Raw genomic sequence first — 14972 nt, forward strand, 5'->3', positions numbered from 1 at the left:
CACGTACTCGCCGTACTCCGCGTTGTTGGAGATCGAGTAGTTCATGTTGGCGATGCCGCCCTCATAGATCAGGTCCACGATCAGCTTCAACTCGTGCAGGCACTCGAAGTAGGCCATCTCGGGCGCGTAGCCGGCTTCCACCAGCGTCTCGTAGCCCATCTTGATCAGCTCGACCGCGCCGCCGCACAGCACCGCCTGCTCGCCGAACAGGTCCGTCTCGGTCTCTTCCTTGAAGTTGGTCTCGATGATGCCGGCCTTGCCGCCACCGTTGGCCATGGCGTAGCTCAGCGCCAGATCGCGCGCCTTGCCGCTCTTGTCCTGGTGCACCGCCACCAGGTGCGGCACGCCGCCGCCCTGCGCGTAGGTGCTGCGCACCGTGTGGCCCGGCGCCTTGGGCGCCACCATCCACACGTCCAGGTCGGCGCGCGGCACCACCTGGTTGTAGTGCACGTTGAAGCCGTGCGCGAAGGCCAGCGAGCCGCCCTGCTTGATGTTCGGCTCCACGTTGTTGCGGTAGACCTCGGCGATCTGCTCGTCGGGCAGCAGGATCATCACCACGTCGGCCGATTTCACCGCCTCGTTGACCTCCAGCACCTTCAGCCCGGCCTTGCCCACCTTGTCCCAGCTCGCGCCGCCCTTGCGCAGGCCCACCACCACCTTCACCCCGCTGTCGTTGAGGTTCTGCGCGTGCGCGTGGCCCTGGCTGCCGTAGCCGATGATCGCGACCGTCTTGCCCTTGATGAGGGACAGATCGCAGTCCTTGTCGTAGAAAACTTTCATGGTCTTGTCGGTGGTGAGTGAAAACAGAAGGGGGATCAGGCGGCCGTTGCCTGCGCGGCGTCGGCCATGAGCTGTTGCGCCGCCTCGACGACGGCGGACGGGGAGACGCGGGCCACGGTCTCCAGGCGCGTGGCGTAGCCCACGGGAATGCGCGGCGCGCCCAGGCGGCCGACGCGGCAGCCCGTGGCCTGCGCGGCGGTGGCCGCCACCTCGGCGCCGAAGCCGCCGGCCTGCACCGCGTCGTGCACCACCAGCAGGCGGCGCGTGCGCGCGCAGTCGGCCAGCACGGTGTCGCGGTCCCAGGGCCAGAGCGTGCCCAGGTCGATGACGCTGGCGCGCACGCCCAACGCGGCCAGCTCGTCGGCGGCCTGGCTGGCGGTGCGCACGGCGGCGGACCAGCTCACGAGGGTGAGGTCATCGCCGCGCCGCAGAACGTTCGCGCGGCCGGGCGTGGCGACGAGGGATTCGTCCACGTCGCCCTCCAGGCCCCAGAGTTCCTTGTTCTCCATGTAGATCACCGGGTCCTCGCCGCGCAGGGCCTGGGTGAGCATGCTGTAGTTGTCCTGCGGGGTGGCGGGGCACATCACCACCACGCCGGGCAGGTGGGCGAACCAGGCCTCCAGGCTTTGCGAGTGCTGCGCCGCCGAGTTGGACCAGAAGCCGATGGGCAGCCGCATCACCAGCGGCACGCGGCCCTGGCCACCGAACATGTAGCGGTTCTTGGCGGCCTGGTTGACGATCTCGTCCATGGCGCAGAGCGCGAAGTCGACCACGCGCATTTCCACCACGGGGCGCATGCCCACGAGCGCCATGCCCACGCCGGCGCCGACGATGGTGGCCTCGGAGATGGGCGTGTCGATCACGCGCTCGGGCCCGAAGGCGGCCTGCAGGCCCTTGTACTGCTGGAAGATGCCGCCGCGGCCCACGTCCTCGCCCAGCACCACGACGCGCGGGTCGGCGCGCATGGCGTTGGCCAGGGCGCGCACGGCGGCGTCGGCGTAGGTGGTTCGGATCAGTGCCATGGGCCGGCTCCGGTGGTCTGGATGTCGGTGAACGCGCTGGCCGGGTCGGGCGCGGGCGAGGCGTCGGCGAAAGCCACGGCGTCGTCGATCTCGGCGCGCACCTCGGCGTCGATGGCGTCGAGCTGCGCGAGCGTGGCGCCGCGCGCCAGGGCGCGTTCGCGCGCGCGGCGCAGCGGGTCGGCGTCGATGGCGCCTTGCAGGTCCTGCGGGTCGCGGTAGCCCTGCGTGTCCACCGAAACGTGGCCGCGCACGCGCCAGGTGAGGGCGTGCAGCAGCTGCGGGCCTTCGCCCGCGTGGATCCTGGCGACCAGGCGGCCGGCCGCCGCGTGCACGGCCTCCACGTCGTTGCCGTCGGCGGTTTCGCCGGGCACGCCCAGCGCCGCCGCGCGCGCGGCCACGCCGGGGCCGGCGCTCAGGCCGGCGGTGGCGGTGGTGGCGGAGTAGCGGTTGTCCTCGCAGACGAAGAGCACGGGCAGTTGGTAGACGGCGGCCCAGTTGAGCGCTTCCAGGAAGGGGCCGCGGTTGGTGGCGCCGTCGCCGAAGAAGCAGGCCACCAAGTGTGGCTTGCCTTGCAGCTTGAGCGCCTGCGCCGCGCCGCAGGCGATGGGCAGGCCGGCCGTGACCACGCCGTTGGCGCCCAGCATGCCGACCGAGAAGTCGGCGATGTGCATGGAGCCGCCCTTGCCGCCGTTGCTGCCGCCGGCGCGGCCGAACAGCTCGGCCATCATGCGGCGCATGTCACCGCCCTTGGCCAGGGTGTGGCCGTGGCCGCGGTGGGTGCTGGTGAGCAGGTCCTCGCGCGTGAGGTGGGCGCAGACGCCGGCGGCCACGGCCTCCTGTCCGATGGACAGGTGCAGCGGACCGCGCACCTTGGCGCGCTCGTCCACCTTGGCGCCGAGCACGCCCACGCCGCCCTGGCTGGCCACCTCGGCCGCGAGTTCGAAGGCGCGGATGCGCGCCATGGTCCGGTAGAGATCGATCATGGAGACGGTTGGATGGGGGTCACAAGGCCAGCGTGGTGATGCCCGGCACGGCCGCGATGATCAGCACGCCCACCAGCAGCGCGATGAGGTAGGGCCAGATGGCGCCGATCACCTCGTCGGGCGGTGCGTCGCCGATGCGGCAGGCGATGTAGAAGCCCACGCCGATGGGGGGCATCATCAGGCCGATGTTCATGGCGCAGACGATGACCATGGCGTAGTGCACGTCGTTGATGCCCAGCTTGTGCGCGATGGGGAACATGATGGGCGCGAGCAGCAGCACGGCGGGCAGGCCTTCGAGCAGGCAGCCCAGGGCCACGAAGACCAGGATGGTGACGGCCATGAAGCCGACCCAGCCGCCGGGCAGCGTGGTCATGAAGCCGGAGAGGTGCTGCACCACGCCGCTTTGCGTGATGGACCAGGCCATGGCCGAGGCCGAGCCCAGCACCAGCAGCACCACGCCCGAAAGCGCGGCGGTTTCCACCAGCATGTCGTAGAACTTGCGCAGGCCGATGCCGCCATACATCACCTGGCCCACGAACAGCGCGTAGACCACGGCGACGGTGGAGACCTCGGTGGCGGTGGCCACGCCTTCGCCCACCGCGGCGCGGATGAGGAAGGGCAGCACCAGGGCGGGCGCGGCGATCAGCAGGAAGCGGCCCACCATCTGCATCGGCGCGCGCTGGGTGTGGCTCATGTCCTCGTGGCGCGCCTTCCAGCGCGCCAGCACCAGCAGCACGGCCAGCAGCACCATGGCGATGACGAAGCCGGCCTGGAACAGGCCCGCGATGGACACGCCGGCCACCGCGCCCAGCACGATGAGCACGATGCTGGGCGGCACGGTGTCGGCCATGGCGGCGCCGGTGGCCAGCAGGGCCACCATCTCGCGTGGCTTGTGGCCGCGGCGCTTCATTTCGGGGAAGAGGGCGGGGGCCACGGTGGCCATGTCGGACACCTTGGAGCCCGAGATGCCCGAGACGATGAACAGCGAGCCCAGCAGCACGTAGGACATGCCGGCCTTGACGTGCCCGAGCAGCGAGCCCAGGAAGTCGACGATGGCCTTGCCCATGCCGGTGGCGTCGAGGATGCAGCCCAGCAGCACGAAGATGGGCACCGAGACCAGCACCAGGCTGGACATGCCCTCGTCCATGCGGCCGATGACCACGGTGAGCGGCACGTGCGTGGTGAAGGCCAGGTAGCACACCGCGCCGATGCCGAAGCAGAAGGCGATGGGCACGCCGGCCACCAGGCAGACGGCGGCGAAGCCGATGAGCACGAAGCCGATGTTGGCCGTGCCCAGCTTCATGAGCTGCGGCGAGAAGTGCCAGCACAGGCCTGCGACGGCCGCCACCAGCAGCACCGCCAGCACCAGGTCGAGCTTGCGCGCCGAGCGGCCCGCGTACTGCACGATGAGGGCCAGCATGGCGATGAAGCCGAAGGCGATGGAGCTGACGCGGAAGGTGTTGGGCAGGTCCAGCGCCGGCGTGTGGATGAACCACTCGTCCTTGGCGTAGTCGATGGCCGGGCCGACGAGCGCCAGCAGCACGGCGGCGATGGCCACCAGAGCGAAGGCGTGCACGAACTCGCGCAGGCGCGGCGGCAGCAGGTCGACGAACAGGCCCAGGCGCAGGTGCTCGTTGCGGTGAACCGCGATGGCCGCGCCCAGCATGGTGAGCCAGATGAAGGAGATCGAGACGACCTCGTCGGACCACACCAGGGATTTGTTGAACAGGTAGCGCGAGATCACGCCCACGAGCAGCAGCACCGTGATGTTGAGCATCAGGAGGGCCGAGACGGCCTCCAGCGGCTTGAGCCAGAACGGGCTGCGGCGCGTGTCGTGAAGGACGGCGCCTTTGTAGGCGCCGTCGGCGTCGGCGGAGGTGCCGGCGATGAGTTCGCTCATGTCAGCCCAGCTTGCCGGTGTACTTCTCCATCACCGCCCAGGCCTCGTCGCCGAACTTGGCTTTCCACTCGGCGTAGAAGCCGGCGCTGCGCAGCTTCTCGCGGAAGGGCGCGGTGGCGGGCGAGTTGAAGACGATGCCCTTGGCCGTGAGGTCTTTCTGCAGCGTGGCTTCGTTGGCGGCCACGTCCACGCGCTCCTTCACGGCGGCGGCGTTGATGTGCTTGGCGACGATGTCGCGCACGTCGGGTGGCAGGCGGTCCCAGGCGCGGCGGTTGATCAGCGTCCAGAAGCCGTCCCACATGTGGTTGGTGAGCGAGCAGTACTTCTGCACCTCGTAGAGCTTGAAGTTGGAGATGACCGCGAACGGGTTCTCCTGGCCGTCGGCGACCTTGGTCTGCAGGGCCGTGTACATCTCGGAGGCGTTGATCGAGATCGGCGAGGAGCCGAAGGCCTTGAACATCGAGGTCCACATCGGCGACACCGGCACGCGGATCTTGAAGCCCTCGAGGTCGGCCGGCGTGTTGATGGGCTTGGTGGACGAGGTGGTCTGGCGGAAGCCGTTGTCCCAGATGCGGTCGAGCGCGTGCAGGTTGGCCTTGGCGATCTGCGCGCGGATGTAGGCGCCGACGTCGCCGTCCATGGCCTTCCACACGGCGTCGTAGTTGGGGAAGGCGAAGCCCAGGCCGTTGAGCGCGGCCGGCGTGACCAGGGTGGACAGGATGAGGCCGGAGAGGTTGAACATCTCCACGCCGCCCGAGCGCAGCTGGCTCAGCGTGTCGGTGTCGGAGCCGAGCTGGTTGCTGGGGAACAGCTGGATGTCCATGCGGCCGTTGGTTTCCTTCTTGATGGCCTCCACCGCTTCCTTGGCGCGCACGTTCATGGGGTGCTGCGGCGGCTGGTTGTTGGCGTACTTGAAGGTGAACTCGGCGTTCTGGCCGTACGCCAGCTTCAGCGGCGCGGCGATGCTGGCCGCGGTAATGCCCGTGGCCTTGATCAGGGTGCGGCGGGAAAGGCTCATCGTGTGTCTCCTCTGTGTGGTGGGACTGGCGGGGAAAGCGGTGCGGCTCAGGCGGCGGGCGCGGTGGCGGCGGGGATGTCGAACAGCTGGCGCATGTACAGGCCGCTGGCGAGGTAGCCACCGTCCACGCCCAGCGTCTGGCCGGTCACGAAGCTGGCCTGCTCGGAAGCGAAGAACAGCGCGGCGGCCGAGACCTCGGCCGGTGAGCAGAAGCGGTGCATGGGGCAGACGTCGAGGTAGGTGTTGGCCTTGGAGCTGCCGTGCAGGGTGCGGATCATGGGCGTGTCCACGAAGCCGGGCGCGATGGCGTTGACGGTGATGCCGTGCTCGCCGAGTTCGATGGCGAACTGCGCCGTCATGGCGATGAGCGCGGCCTTGGAGCTGCCATAGGCCAGGCGGCCGGTGCCCGCGCGCACGCCGCTGATGGACGAAACGTTGACGATGCGGCCCCAGCGCTGGCGCTTCATGCCGGGCAGCACCGCCTGCGTGAGCAGCATGGGGGCGGTGAGGTTGATGGCCAGCGTGGTGTTCCACTGCGCCAGCGAAACCTGGTCGTGCGGCTGCGTGGAGACCACGCCGGCGTTGTTGATGAGGATGTCCACCCGCGGGACGCGCCGGTCCAGCGCGGCCATGGCGCGCTGAATGGCCTCGGCGTCGGCCAGGTCCAGCACCAGGGCCTCGGCCTGGCCGCCGGCCTGGCGGATGCCCTGCGCGGCCTGCTCGGCCGCCGGGCCGTTGCGGTCCACGATGCAGACCGTGGCGCCTTGTTGCGCGAGGTCTTGCGCGATCTGCAGACCGATGCCGCTGGCGGCGCCCGTGACCAGGGCGATGCGCCCGCCGTGCTGATTGGGGTTGTCCATCTCGCCCTTGTGAGGTTGAATGTCCAGAATGTGAATCGAATGGACCGATGTTGGCAGCACAACCCGGGGCTGCGTCAGAGGAAAACCCTGAATCCGTCCGCAAAAGCGGTCCACTATGTGATCCGCGGTTTGCGGGTTTTCACCAAGATGAACACACCCGAACCACCGGCTGGCGAAACCGCCGGCGCGCAGACCCTGAGGCGGGGGCTGGGCATCCTGAAGCTGCTGGCGCGCCATCAGCCCGAGGGGCTGCGCATCGGCGAGATCGGGCGCCGCCTGGGCCTGAGCAAGGCCACGGCGGTGCGGCTCACGCACACGCTGGCCGACGAGCGCTTCGTGGTGCACGACCCGGCCACGCGCTGCTACCGCCTGGGGCCGGAGTCCTTCGTGGTGGGGCTGGCGGCCGAGCCCAGTTACTCGCTGCAGCGCCTGGCCACGGCCTCGCTGCGCGCGCTGGCGCTGGAGACCGGCGACTGGGTGTTCTTCTCGGTGGTGCAGGGGCTGGAGGCGATCTGCCTGTCGCGCGAGACGGGGCACGGCCCCATCCCCAGCGACGCGCTGCGCCTGGGCGACCGGCACCCGCTGGGCGTGGGCGCGGGCGGCCTGGCCATCCTGGCCGCGCTGCCCGACGACGAGGTCGAGCACGCGCTGTCGGTCAACGGCCCCTACATCGACGAGCACTTTCCCAAGTCGCCGGTGGCGGTGATCCGCCACCTGGTGGCCGAGACGCGCGAACGCGGCTACGCGGTGATCCCGGGCATCGTGGTGCCGGGCTACTGGGCGCTGGGGGTGTCGCTACAGCAGCGCGACGGCCGGCCGGTGGGCGCCATCGTGCTGGTGGCGAGCGAATCGCGCCTGCACCCGACGCGCCGCGCCGCGCTCGGCGAGCGCATGCTCAACATCGGCCGCGACCTGATGAGCCGGGCCGCGCAGGGCGAGGGCGAGGCGCCGTCCGCGGCCTACCGCTGAGGTTCGGCCGGCTCCAGGATGCTCCTGGGCGGGTTGCGCTTCATCTCGTCGGCCAGGGTCACCTGCTCGGGGCTCATGCACTCGTCGGCCACCCGCAGGCCCAGCTTCTGGCTCATGAGCATGGACTTGTTGCCCAGCTGCAGCCAGAGCGCGCCGCGTTTCGGGTCTTCCAGGCGGATGGCGCCGGTGCGGCTTTCCACGGGGTGCATGAAGTAGCGCGCCTTGCGGGGCTTGTCGACCTGCAGGATGAAGAAGCCTTGCCGCTTGGCGGGCGTGACCTGCACGGTGTTGCCCAGCTCGCAGGGGATGTTGCCGACGTAGACCCGCTGGGCCACCGCGAGGTCGGCGTCGCTCAGGGAGACGTCGGTGTCTTCGTCGATTGGCGTCGCTTCTTCCACGGCCTTGGCCGCGGAGCGGGCCAGGGGCGCGCGTTTCTGGGTCGGTGTCTGGGCGGCGGAAGCGAGCTTGGCCGCGGGTTGGGGCGCGGGGGCCTGTGCCCGCGCGGCGGGCGCCAAGGCCACGGCGCTCAGGGAGACCAGGAGGGGGAGGGGCTTCATGGGTCGCGTCAGGTGGTGGGGGGCAGCGCGCAGTCTGCGCGCAGCGCCGGCGAAAGGGTGTTCGCAGATGTTTCCGCGGGGGCCGCGCCCCTGTCAGCGCCCCTGGACGCGAGCGCCATCCGGGTTTATATAATTCGTATATGTTTCATATATACACTGATCCATGGGCATCGTGAAAATCTCGGACCGGATGCACGAGAACCTGCGCGTGGCGAGCAACGCCCTCGGCCGCTCCATCAACGCGCAAGCCGAACACTGGATGCGCGTGGGCATGTTGGCCGAGCTGCACCCGGACCTGGACCACCAGGCGATTGCGCAGTTGTTGGTCCGGGCCGAACTCGAGGGGGGGCTGGACATCGCGGTGGCGGTCACGCCCGAGGGCAAGGGCCGCCATTCCCGCGCGCCATCGAACGGAAAACGCGGATGACCCGGGGCGTCACCATCCAGTCCGCCGAGGGCATCGAGAAGGCGCGGCGCGCCGGCCAACTGGCGGCCGAGGTGCTGAGCGCTGTTGCGCCCCACGTGGTGCCGGGCGTGAGCACCGAGGCGCTCGACCGCATCTGTCACGAGCACATCGTGAACGTGCAAGGCGCCATCCCCGCGAACCTGGGCTACCACGGTTACCCCAAGACCATCCTCACCTCCGTCAACCAGGTGGTCTGCCACGGCATTCCCTCGCCCGACAAGATCCTGAGGAAGGGCGACATCGTCAACATCGACGTCGCCGTCAATCAGGACGGCTGGTTCGGTGACACCAGCCGCATGTATTTCGTCGGCGAGCCCGGCATCCTGGCCCGCCGTCTGGTGGACGCGACCTACGAGGCCATGGTGGCCGGCATCCGCCAGGTCCGGCCCGGTGCGACGCTGGGCGATATCGGTCATGCCATCCAGTCGGTCGCGCACCGCGAGCGCTTCAGCGTCGTGCGCGAGTACTGCGGGCATGGCATCGGGCGGGTCTACCACGACAAGCCGGATGTGCTGCACCACGGCCAGCGCGGGGAAGGGCTGCGGCTGGAAGCGGGCATGGTGTTCACCATCGAACCGATGCTCAACGCCGGCCGGCGCGAGACGCGCACCCTGGCCGATGGCTGGACCGTCGTGACCAAGGACCGCTCGCTGTCGGCGCAGTGGGAGCACATGGTGGCGGTGACGCCCGAGGGATATGAGGTGCTGACGCGTTGGCCGGACGGCACGGGGGCGTACGCGCCGGTGTGAGCGCCACGCGGGCCGGGTGCCGGCAAGCTCGCTAAGCTGCGCGCCCATGGACTCCCTCATCGCCGCCGCCGCCCGCGCGCTCGCCGCCGGCGATCCGCTGGGCGCGCTGCAGCGCGTGGCGCTGCGCGAGGACCCGCCCGCGCTGGCCCTGCGCGGCACCGCGATGGCGCAGCTGGGCGAGTACCCGCGCGCCCGCGAACTGCTGCGGCGCGCGGGCAAGGGGTTCGGACCGCACGAGGCCCTGGCCCGCGCGCGCTGCGTGGTGGCCGAGGCCGAAGTGGCGCTGGCCCAGCGCGAGCTGGGGGGCTCGCCGCGCGCGCTGTTGGCCGCCGCGAAGGCCCTGGCCGCGCGCGGTGACAGGGCCAATGCCTGGCGGGCGCAGCTGATCGCCGCGCGCTGGCCGCTGCTGATGGGGCGGCTGGACGAGGCCGCCGCGCAGCTGGCGCCGCTGAATGGCCAGGCCCTGCCGCCGCCACTGGCCGCCCTGGCCCACCTCACGGCGGCGGAGCTCGCGCTGCGCTCGCTGCGCACCGGCCCGGCGCGCCAGGCGCTGGCGCGCGCGGCGCAGGCGGCCGAGCGCGCGGGCGTGCCCGCGCTGCGGGCCGAGGTGGACGAGGCCCGCGCGGCCCTGGACCGCCCGGCCGCGCGCCGCGTGGGTGGTGGTGGTGAGCAGGTGCTGCGCCTGCAGGACGTGGAGGCGCTGCTCGCGTCGCGCGCCCTGGTGGTGGACGCCTGCCGGCGCGGCCTCAGCGCGGGCGCGGCATGGCAGTCGCTCGCCAGCCGCCCGGTGCTGTTCGCGCTGGCGTTCGCGCTGGCGCAGGCCTGGCCCGGCGACGTGGACCGGCAAGCGCTCATCGCGCGCGCCTTTCGAACGAAGCACCCCGACGAGACGCACCGCGCGCGGCTGCGCGTGGAGATCGGTCGCCTGCGCGCCATGGCGGCGGGCGTGGCCGACATCACGGCCACGCCGCGCGGTTTTCGGCTCGTGCCCCGGGACGAGCGGCCCGTGATCGTGCTGGCGCCGCCGATCGAGGGCGAGCAGGCCGCGCTGCAGGCGCTGCTGTCCGATGGCGCGGCCTGGTCCACGTCGGCCCTGGCCCTGGCGCTGGGCGCCAGCCAGCGCACGGTGCAGCGCGCCCTGGCGGAACTCCAGGACCAGGGCCGTGCGCGCGCCATCGGGCAGGCCCGCGCGCGCCGATGGCTGGCGCCGCCGCTGGCGGGATTCACGACGATCTTGTTACTCCCCGCTTCGCTGCCGCTTGACTAGAGTGCACCTCAAGGCGCCGCGTGTGGCGCCCTCAAGGAGCAACCGATGAAGAGCAAGCCATCGATCCAGCCCGCCGAGGTCGTGCGCGAGTACGGCCCCTTCGACGGCGCCACCCAGGTCCACGGCGTGAGCTACGACGGCCGCCACGTGTGGGCCGCCACCGGCCCGCGCATCGTGGCCTTCGATCCCGCCAGCGGCGAGACCGTGCGCCGCATCGAGCAGCCGTGCGACGCGGGCACCGCCTTCGACGGCACGCACCTCTACCAGATCGCCGAGTCGCGCATCGACAAGATCGACCCGGCCACGGGGAAGGTGCTGTCGTCGATTCCCGCGCCGGGCCAGGGGTACGACTCGGGCCTGACCTGGGCCGAGGGCAGCCTGTGGGTGGGCCAGTACCGCGACCGCAAGATTCATCAGATCGACCCCGAGACCGGCGCGATCCGCCGCACCATCGAATCGAACCGCTTCGTCACCGGCGTCACCTGGGTCGACGGCCAGCTGTGGCACGGCACCTGGGAGGCCGACGACAGCGAGCTGCGCCGCCTCGACCCCGCCAGCGGCGAGGTGCTGCAGCGCCTGCGCATGCCGGCGGGCGAGGGCGTGAGCGGGCTGGAGTCCGACGGCGCCGAGCTGTTCTATTGCGGTGGCGGCGCCAGCGGCAAGGTGCGTGCCGTGCGCCGGCCCAAGTCCCTTCAATCCTGAGACAGGAGCGTCACATGAACCCGACCACCACCACCGACCGAGAGCAATGGCTGGCGCAGCGCCTCGCGCTGCTCGCCCGCGAGAAGGAGCTGAGCCGCCTGGGCGACGAACTCGCCGAGGCGCGCCGCGCGCTGCCCTGGGTGCGCATGGACAAGCGCTACGTGTTCGACACGCCCGAGGGCCCGCGCGGACTCGCCGACCTGTTCGACGGACGCAGCCAGCTGCTGGTGCAGCACTTCATGCTCGGTCCGGACTGGGAGGAGGGCTGCAAGAGCTGCTCGTTCATGGCCGACCACACCGACGGCATGCTGGCGCACCTGGCCGCGCGCGACGTGGGTTTCGTGGCGATCTCGCGCGCGCCGCTGGAGAAGATCGAGCGCTTCCGCCGCCGCATGGGCTGGAACTTCCGCTGGGTGTCCTCGCACGGCAGCGATTTCAACCGCGACTTCGGCGTGAGCTTCACGCCCGCCGAGGTGGCCGCGCAATCCATGCACTACAACTTCGCGCAACGGCCCTTCGCCAACGACGAGATGCCCGGCGTGAGCGTGTTCGCGAAGAACGGCGCCGGCGAGGTCTTCCACACCTACTCCACCTACGGACGCGGGGTGGAGGTGATGATGGGCACCTACCGGCTGTTGGACCTCACGCCGCGCGGGCGCCACGAAGACGGCCTGGACAACACCATGGGTTGGGTGCGGCACCACGACCGCTACGAGAGCGCACCGGCGGCCAAGGCGGGTGGATCATGCTGCGGCTCGCGCGCCTGATGGTGCTGCTGGCGCTCGGGCACATGCCCTGCGCGGGTCCAATGGTGGCGGCCGCCGTCTGGGTGCCGCTGCTGGAGCCGCTGTGTTCAGCTGCGGTCTTGTAGCGCGTCCACGCCCGACTCGCGCGCGCAATGCGCGCAGCAGAAGATGCGCTCGCCATCCTGCACGCCGTGGCCAATGACCTTGCAGCCGCAGTGCGCGCACGCGGGCGCGCAGGCGTGGATGCCGCATTCGAAGCTGTCGACGGTGACGGTCCGGTCTTGGGTGACGATCTGGAAGGAGCGGTCGTAGTCGTTGCCGCAAACGTCGCATCGGGCCATGTGATACCTCCTTGAAATGGGGGAAAGCCGCGCGGCGGCAAGCCGCGTGCCCAGCCTATCCGGAACGGATTGCGCCGACCCGGCCGAAATTGCGCGGAAGCTGGGCCGCGCGCTCCGGTGATGCCCACCAGCACCGCTGGCCTGACATACCTTCGCTCCCCGTTCGACCCGCCCGGGTCTTGTGGCAACGACGAGGAGACTTCCCATGAACCTGAACCGCCGCGCCTTCACCGGCTCCCTGGCCTCCGGCCTGCTGGCCGCTCCGCTCGCGGGCCTGTCTTCCCTGGCGCGTGCCCAGGGCAATGAGATCGTCATCGGCAGCATCCAGGACATGTCCGGTCCGCTGCAGCCCTTCGGGCGCGGCAAGAGCAACGTGCTCAAGTTCGGCGTGGCCCAGATCAACGCGGCCGGCGGCTTGCTGGGCCGACCGCTGCGCATCGTCGAGTACGACACGCAGTCGAACAACCAGCTTTACGCGCAGTTCGGCCAGCAGCTGGCGCTGCGCGACAAGGCCGTGGTGGCCTTCGGCGGTGTGACCAGCGCCGCGCGCGAGGTGGTGCGCCCCGTGCTGCGCCGCGCCAACGTGCCCTACTTCTACAACATGCCCTACGAGGGCGGCGTGTGCGACCGCAATACCGTGCTCACCGGCGTGACGCCCAGCCACGCGCTGCGCACCATCGTGCCGCACCTGATCAAGAACCACGGCAAGAAGCTCTACGTGCTGGGCGCGGATTACAACTTCGGCCAGCTCTCGGCCAAGTGGATCCGCCGGCTCGCGGCCGAGCACGGCGGCGAGGTGGTGGGTGTGGAGCTGTTCCCCATGGACGCGGCGAACTTCAACACCACCATCGCCAAGATCCAGGCCGCGGCACCCAACGCCATCATCAACAGCTTCGTCGGTCCGGCGCACGGCAGCTTCTACGGCCAGTGGGCGGCCTCGGGCATGAAGGGCAAGGTCGCGTTGGCCTCGCAGACCTTCGGCGACGTGGGCGAGCACCTGCTCATGCCCAAAGAGATCACCAACGGCGTGATCGTCTGCACCAACTACTTCGAGGAGCTGGACATGCCCTCGAACAAGGCCTTCATCAAGGCCTACCGCGACGCGGGCCACAAGGATTACGTGAGCAACACCACGATGAACGAGTACGTGGCGCTGCGGCTGTGGGCCGCCGCCGTGGCCAAGGCCGGCAGCCTGGACCGCAACGCGGTGCTCAAGGCGCTGGAGTCGAACCTGTCGATAGACGCGCCGCATGGCCAGGTGGCGCTGGACCCCGCCACCCACCACTGCACCTACGACATGTACCTGGCCGAGGTGCGCGACGGCGGCTACCGCGTGCTGGACAAGAGCCGCGCGGTCACGGCCATCGACATGGTGGGCCAGTGCGACCTGGTGAAGAACCCGAACACCAACCAGCAGTTCGAGCCGCGCATCTGATGGACTACGCGGTCCTGTCCTTCCACCTCGTCTACGCCATTGCCCTACTGGTGCTCACCAGCCTGGGCCTGGCCATCGTCTTCGGGATGATGCGGGTGGTGAACTTCGCGCACGGCGAGTTCCTCATGATCGGCGGCTACACGTTGGTGCTCAGCGTGCAGGCTGGCCTCAACATCTGGCTGGCCATGTTCGTGGTCGCGCCGGCGGTGGTGGGGCTGGTGGGCTACGCGCTGGAGCGGCTGATCATCCGACACCTCTACGGGCGCATGCTCGACACCATCCTCGCCACCTGGGGCGTGAGCCTGGCGCTCATCGGCCTGGCAACCTGGGCCTTCGGCTTCCAGCAGCGCGGCGTGGTCGCGCCGTTGGGCAGCTTCACGCTCGGCGGCTACCGCGACTCCTGGTACAGCGTGCTGATCATCGCGGTCGCCACCGCGCTGGTGCTGGGCACCTGGTGGGTGCTGCGCCACACGCGCACCGGCCTGCTGGCGCGCGGCACCATGCAGAACGCGCCGATGGCCGAAGCCCTGGGCATGAACACCTCGCGCGTCTACGCCTGGACCTTCGCGGCCGGCGCGGCCATCAGCGGCCTGGCGGGCGCGGTGATGGCGCCGCTGACCGGCGCGGTGCCCACCATCGGCACTGCCTACGTCACGCGCGCCTTCATCACCGTCATCACCGGCGGGGCCAACGCGATCACGGGCACGGTGGTGGCGAGTTCGCTGTTCGGCACGTTGAGCGAGCTGGTCACGCGCTGGGCCACGCCGGTGGCCGGGCACGTGGCGCTGCTGGCGCTGGCCGTGGTGCTGCTGCGCCTCATGCCCTCGGGCATCACCGGCCGTTTCTTCCGGAGGTCGCTGTGAGCGCGCGCATCGCAGGCTTCAAGCCGCTGGCGTGGGCGCTGGCGGTGGTGGCGCTGTTCGGCGTCGCCTGGCTGGTGGACCTGGCCACGCTGGTCACGCTCAACGTCTACGTGATCTTGTCCATCCTGGCGCTGAGCATGGCGCTGGTGTGGGGCGTGGCGGGCATCTTCAGCTTCGGCCAGTCGGTGTTCTTCGGCTTGGGCGCCTACGCCTACGCGGTGCTGGCGCTCAACGGCCAGGGCAGCGCGATCGCCCTGGGCGCCGCCTTGCTGCTGCCGGTGGCGGGCGCGGCGCTGATGGGCTACTTCCTGTTC

General features: G+C 70.3%; 17 protein-coding genes. 9 read left to right on the forward strand and 8 right to left on the reverse strand.

Annotation, left to right across the window (positions count from 1 at the left end; translation table 11 throughout):
- The 6 genes from ilvC to BGO22_RS08915 all read right to left on the reverse strand — a co-directional run.
- Positions 1 to 780 (reverse strand): ketol-acid reductoisomerase (ilvC, locus tag BGO22_RS08890; protein ID WP_286850279.1); only part of this gene is annotated, 780 nt, incomplete at its 3' end.
- A gap of 35 nt (positions 781 to 815) precedes the next feature.
- Positions 816 to 1802 (reverse strand): alpha-ketoacid dehydrogenase subunit beta, encoded by a 987-nt coding sequence (locus tag BGO22_RS08895; protein ID WP_070398225.1) that lies wholly within the window; start codon positions 1800 to 1802, stop codon positions 816 to 818.
- Positions 1793 to 2785 (reverse strand): thiamine pyrophosphate-dependent dehydrogenase E1 component subunit alpha, encoded by a 993-nt coding sequence (locus tag BGO22_RS08900; RefSeq protein WP_070398224.1) that lies wholly within the window; start codon positions 2783 to 2785, stop codon positions 1793 to 1795. The genes BGO22_RS08895 and BGO22_RS08900 overlap by 10 nt, the downstream gene beginning before the upstream one ends.
- 19 nt (positions 2786 to 2804) lie before the next feature.
- On the reverse strand, positions 2805 to 4685 hold the full coding sequence (locus tag BGO22_RS08905; RefSeq protein ID WP_070398223.1) for a TRAP transporter large permease: 1881 nt from the start codon (positions 4683 to 4685) through the stop codon (positions 2805 to 2807).
- Between the two features lies 1 nt (position 4686).
- A complete protein-coding gene (locus BGO22_RS08910) occupies positions 4687 to 5703 on the reverse strand; it encodes a TRAP transporter substrate-binding protein (protein ID WP_070398222.1) in 1017 nt (338 codons plus the stop codon).
- 47 nt (positions 5704 to 5750) lie between these two features.
- Positions 5751 to 6563: an SDR family NAD(P)-dependent oxidoreductase gene (locus BGO22_RS08915; protein WP_070398221.1), complete on the reverse strand. Its 813-nt coding sequence runs from the start codon at positions 6561 to 6563 to the stop codon at positions 5751 to 5753.
- Positions 6564 to 6710: 147 nt separating this feature from the next.
- On the opposite strand from BGO22_RS08915, the gene BGO22_RS08920 reads away from it, so the two are divergent.
- Positions 6711 to 7532 (forward strand): IclR family transcriptional regulator, encoded by an 822-nt coding sequence (locus tag BGO22_RS08920; protein ID WP_070398269.1) that lies wholly within the window; start codon positions 6711 to 6713, stop codon positions 7530 to 7532.
- On the opposite strand, the gene BGO22_RS08925 is transcribed toward BGO22_RS08920, so the two are convergent.
- A complete protein-coding gene (locus BGO22_RS08925) occupies positions 7523 to 8089 on the reverse strand; it encodes a hypothetical protein (RefSeq protein ID WP_070398220.1) in 567 nt (188 codons plus the stop codon). The genes BGO22_RS08920 and BGO22_RS08925 overlap by 10 nt on opposite strands.
- A 163-nt stretch (positions 8090 to 8252) precedes the next feature.
- On the opposite strand from BGO22_RS08925, the gene BGO22_RS08930 reads away from it, so the two are divergent.
- From BGO22_RS08930 to BGO22_RS08950, 5 genes are read left to right on the forward strand one after another with little or no spacing between them, the layout of a single operon-like run.
- Entirely contained in the window at positions 8253 to 8516 is a 264-nt protein-coding gene (locus BGO22_RS08930; protein WP_070398219.1) for a ParD-like family protein, read from the forward strand.
- Positions 8513 to 9304: a type I methionyl aminopeptidase gene (map, locus tag BGO22_RS08935; RefSeq protein ID WP_070398218.1), complete on the forward strand. Its 792-nt coding sequence runs from the start codon at positions 8513 to 8515 to the stop codon at positions 9302 to 9304. Before BGO22_RS08930 ends, map begins: the two co-directional genes overlap by 4 nt.
- 46 nt (positions 9305 to 9350) lie before the next feature.
- Positions 9351 to 10571: a DNA-binding protein gene (locus tag BGO22_RS08940; protein WP_070398217.1), complete on the forward strand. Its 1221-nt coding sequence runs from the start codon at positions 9351 to 9353 to the stop codon at positions 10569 to 10571.
- Between the two features lie 45 nt (positions 10572 to 10616).
- The gene (locus tag BGO22_RS08945) at positions 10617 to 11273 is read left to right on the forward strand and encodes a Vgb family protein (protein WP_070398216.1); all 657 of its coding nucleotides are present in this window, start codon (positions 10617 to 10619) and stop codon (positions 11271 to 11273) included.
- A gap of 14 nt (positions 11274 to 11287) precedes the next feature.
- Positions 11288 to 12040, forward strand: coding sequence for a DUF899 domain-containing protein (locus BGO22_RS08950; protein WP_070398215.1), 753 nt, complete (start codon positions 11288 to 11290; stop codon positions 12038 to 12040).
- An 86-nt stretch (positions 12041 to 12126) separates the two neighbouring features.
- Here BGO22_RS08950 and BGO22_RS08955 read toward each other — a convergent pair whose 3' ends face one another.
- Positions 12127 to 12360 carry a metallothionein gene (locus BGO22_RS08955; protein ID WP_070398214.1) on the reverse strand — a complete coding sequence of 78 codons (234 nt, stop codon included), beginning with the start codon at positions 12358 to 12360 and terminating at the stop codon, positions 12127 to 12129.
- 205 nt (positions 12361 to 12565) lie between these two features.
- Here BGO22_RS08955 and BGO22_RS08960 point away from each other — a divergent pair, with 205 nt between their 5' ends.
- From BGO22_RS08960 to BGO22_RS08970, 3 genes are all read left to right on the forward strand, one after another.
- On the forward strand, positions 12566 to 13795 hold the full coding sequence (locus BGO22_RS08960) for an ABC transporter substrate-binding protein (protein WP_070398213.1): 1230 nt from the start codon (positions 12566 to 12568) through the stop codon (positions 13793 to 13795).
- Complete coding sequence (locus BGO22_RS08965) at positions 13795 to 14658, forward strand: branched-chain amino acid ABC transporter permease (RefSeq protein WP_070398212.1); 864 nt, start codon at positions 13795 to 13797, stop codon at positions 14656 to 14658. Before BGO22_RS08960 ends, BGO22_RS08965 begins: the two co-directional genes overlap by 1 nt.
- Positions 14655 to 14972, forward strand: a 318-nt coding sequence (locus BGO22_RS08970; protein WP_502686447.1) for an ABC transporter permease subunit, incomplete at its 3' end; no start/stop codon positions are given. The genes BGO22_RS08965 and BGO22_RS08970, both read left to right, overlap by 4 nt.

Origin of the sequence: Hydrogenophaga sp. 70-12 (assembly GCF_001897365.1) — a bacterium.
Taxonomy (GTDB): Bacteria; Pseudomonadota; Gammaproteobacteria; order Burkholderiales; family Burkholderiaceae_C; genus Hydrogenophaga; species Hydrogenophaga borbori.

Bases quoted from the DNA above. Each gene is read 5' to 3' on its own strand.
- BGO22_RS08895 (WP_070398225.1), bottom strand. From the start codon at position 1,802: ATGGCACTGATCCGAACCACCTACGCCGACGCCGCCGTGCGCGCCCTG.
- BGO22_RS08900 (WP_070398224.1), bottom strand. From the start codon at position 2,785: ATGATCGATCTCTACCGGACCATGGCGCGCATCCGCGCCTTCGAACTC.
- BGO22_RS08905 (WP_070398223.1), bottom strand. From the start codon at position 4,685: ATGAGCGAACTCATCGCCGGCACCTCCGCCGACGCCGACGGCGCCTAC.
- BGO22_RS08910 (WP_070398222.1), bottom strand. From the start codon at position 5,703: ATGAGCCTTTCCCGCCGCACCCTGATCAAGGCCACGGGCATTACCGCG.
- BGO22_RS08915 (WP_070398221.1), bottom strand. From the start codon at position 6,563: ATGGACAACCCCAATCAGCACGGCGGGCGCATCGCCCTGGTCACGGGC.
- BGO22_RS08920 (WP_070398269.1), top strand. From the start codon at position 6,711: ATGAACACACCCGAACCACCGGCTGGCGAAACCGCCGGCGCGCAGACC.
- BGO22_RS08925 (WP_070398220.1), bottom strand. From the start codon at position 8,089: ATGAAGCCCCTCCCCCTCCTGGTCTCCCTGAGCGCCGTGGCCTTGGCG.
- BGO22_RS08930 (WP_070398219.1), top strand. From the start codon at position 8,253: ATGGGCATCGTGAAAATCTCGGACCGGATGCACGAGAACCTGCGCGTG.
- map (WP_070398218.1), top strand. From the start codon at position 8,513: ATGACCCGGGGCGTCACCATCCAGTCCGCCGAGGGCATCGAGAAGGCG.
- BGO22_RS08940 (WP_070398217.1), top strand. From the start codon at position 9,351: ATGGACTCCCTCATCGCCGCCGCCGCCCGCGCGCTCGCCGCCGGCGAT.
- BGO22_RS08945 (WP_070398216.1), top strand. From the start codon at position 10,617: ATGAAGAGCAAGCCATCGATCCAGCCCGCCGAGGTCGTGCGCGAGTAC.
- BGO22_RS08950 (WP_070398215.1), top strand. From the start codon at position 11,288: ATGAACCCGACCACCACCACCGACCGAGAGCAATGGCTGGCGCAGCGC.
- BGO22_RS08955 (WP_070398214.1), bottom strand. From the start codon at position 12,360: ATGGCCCGATGCGACGTTTGCGGCAACGACTACGACCGCTCCTTCCAG.
- BGO22_RS08960 (WP_070398213.1), top strand. From the start codon at position 12,566: ATGAACCTGAACCGCCGCGCCTTCACCGGCTCCCTGGCCTCCGGCCTG.
- BGO22_RS08965 (WP_070398212.1), top strand. From the start codon at position 13,795: ATGGACTACGCGGTCCTGTCCTTCCACCTCGTCTACGCCATTGCCCTA.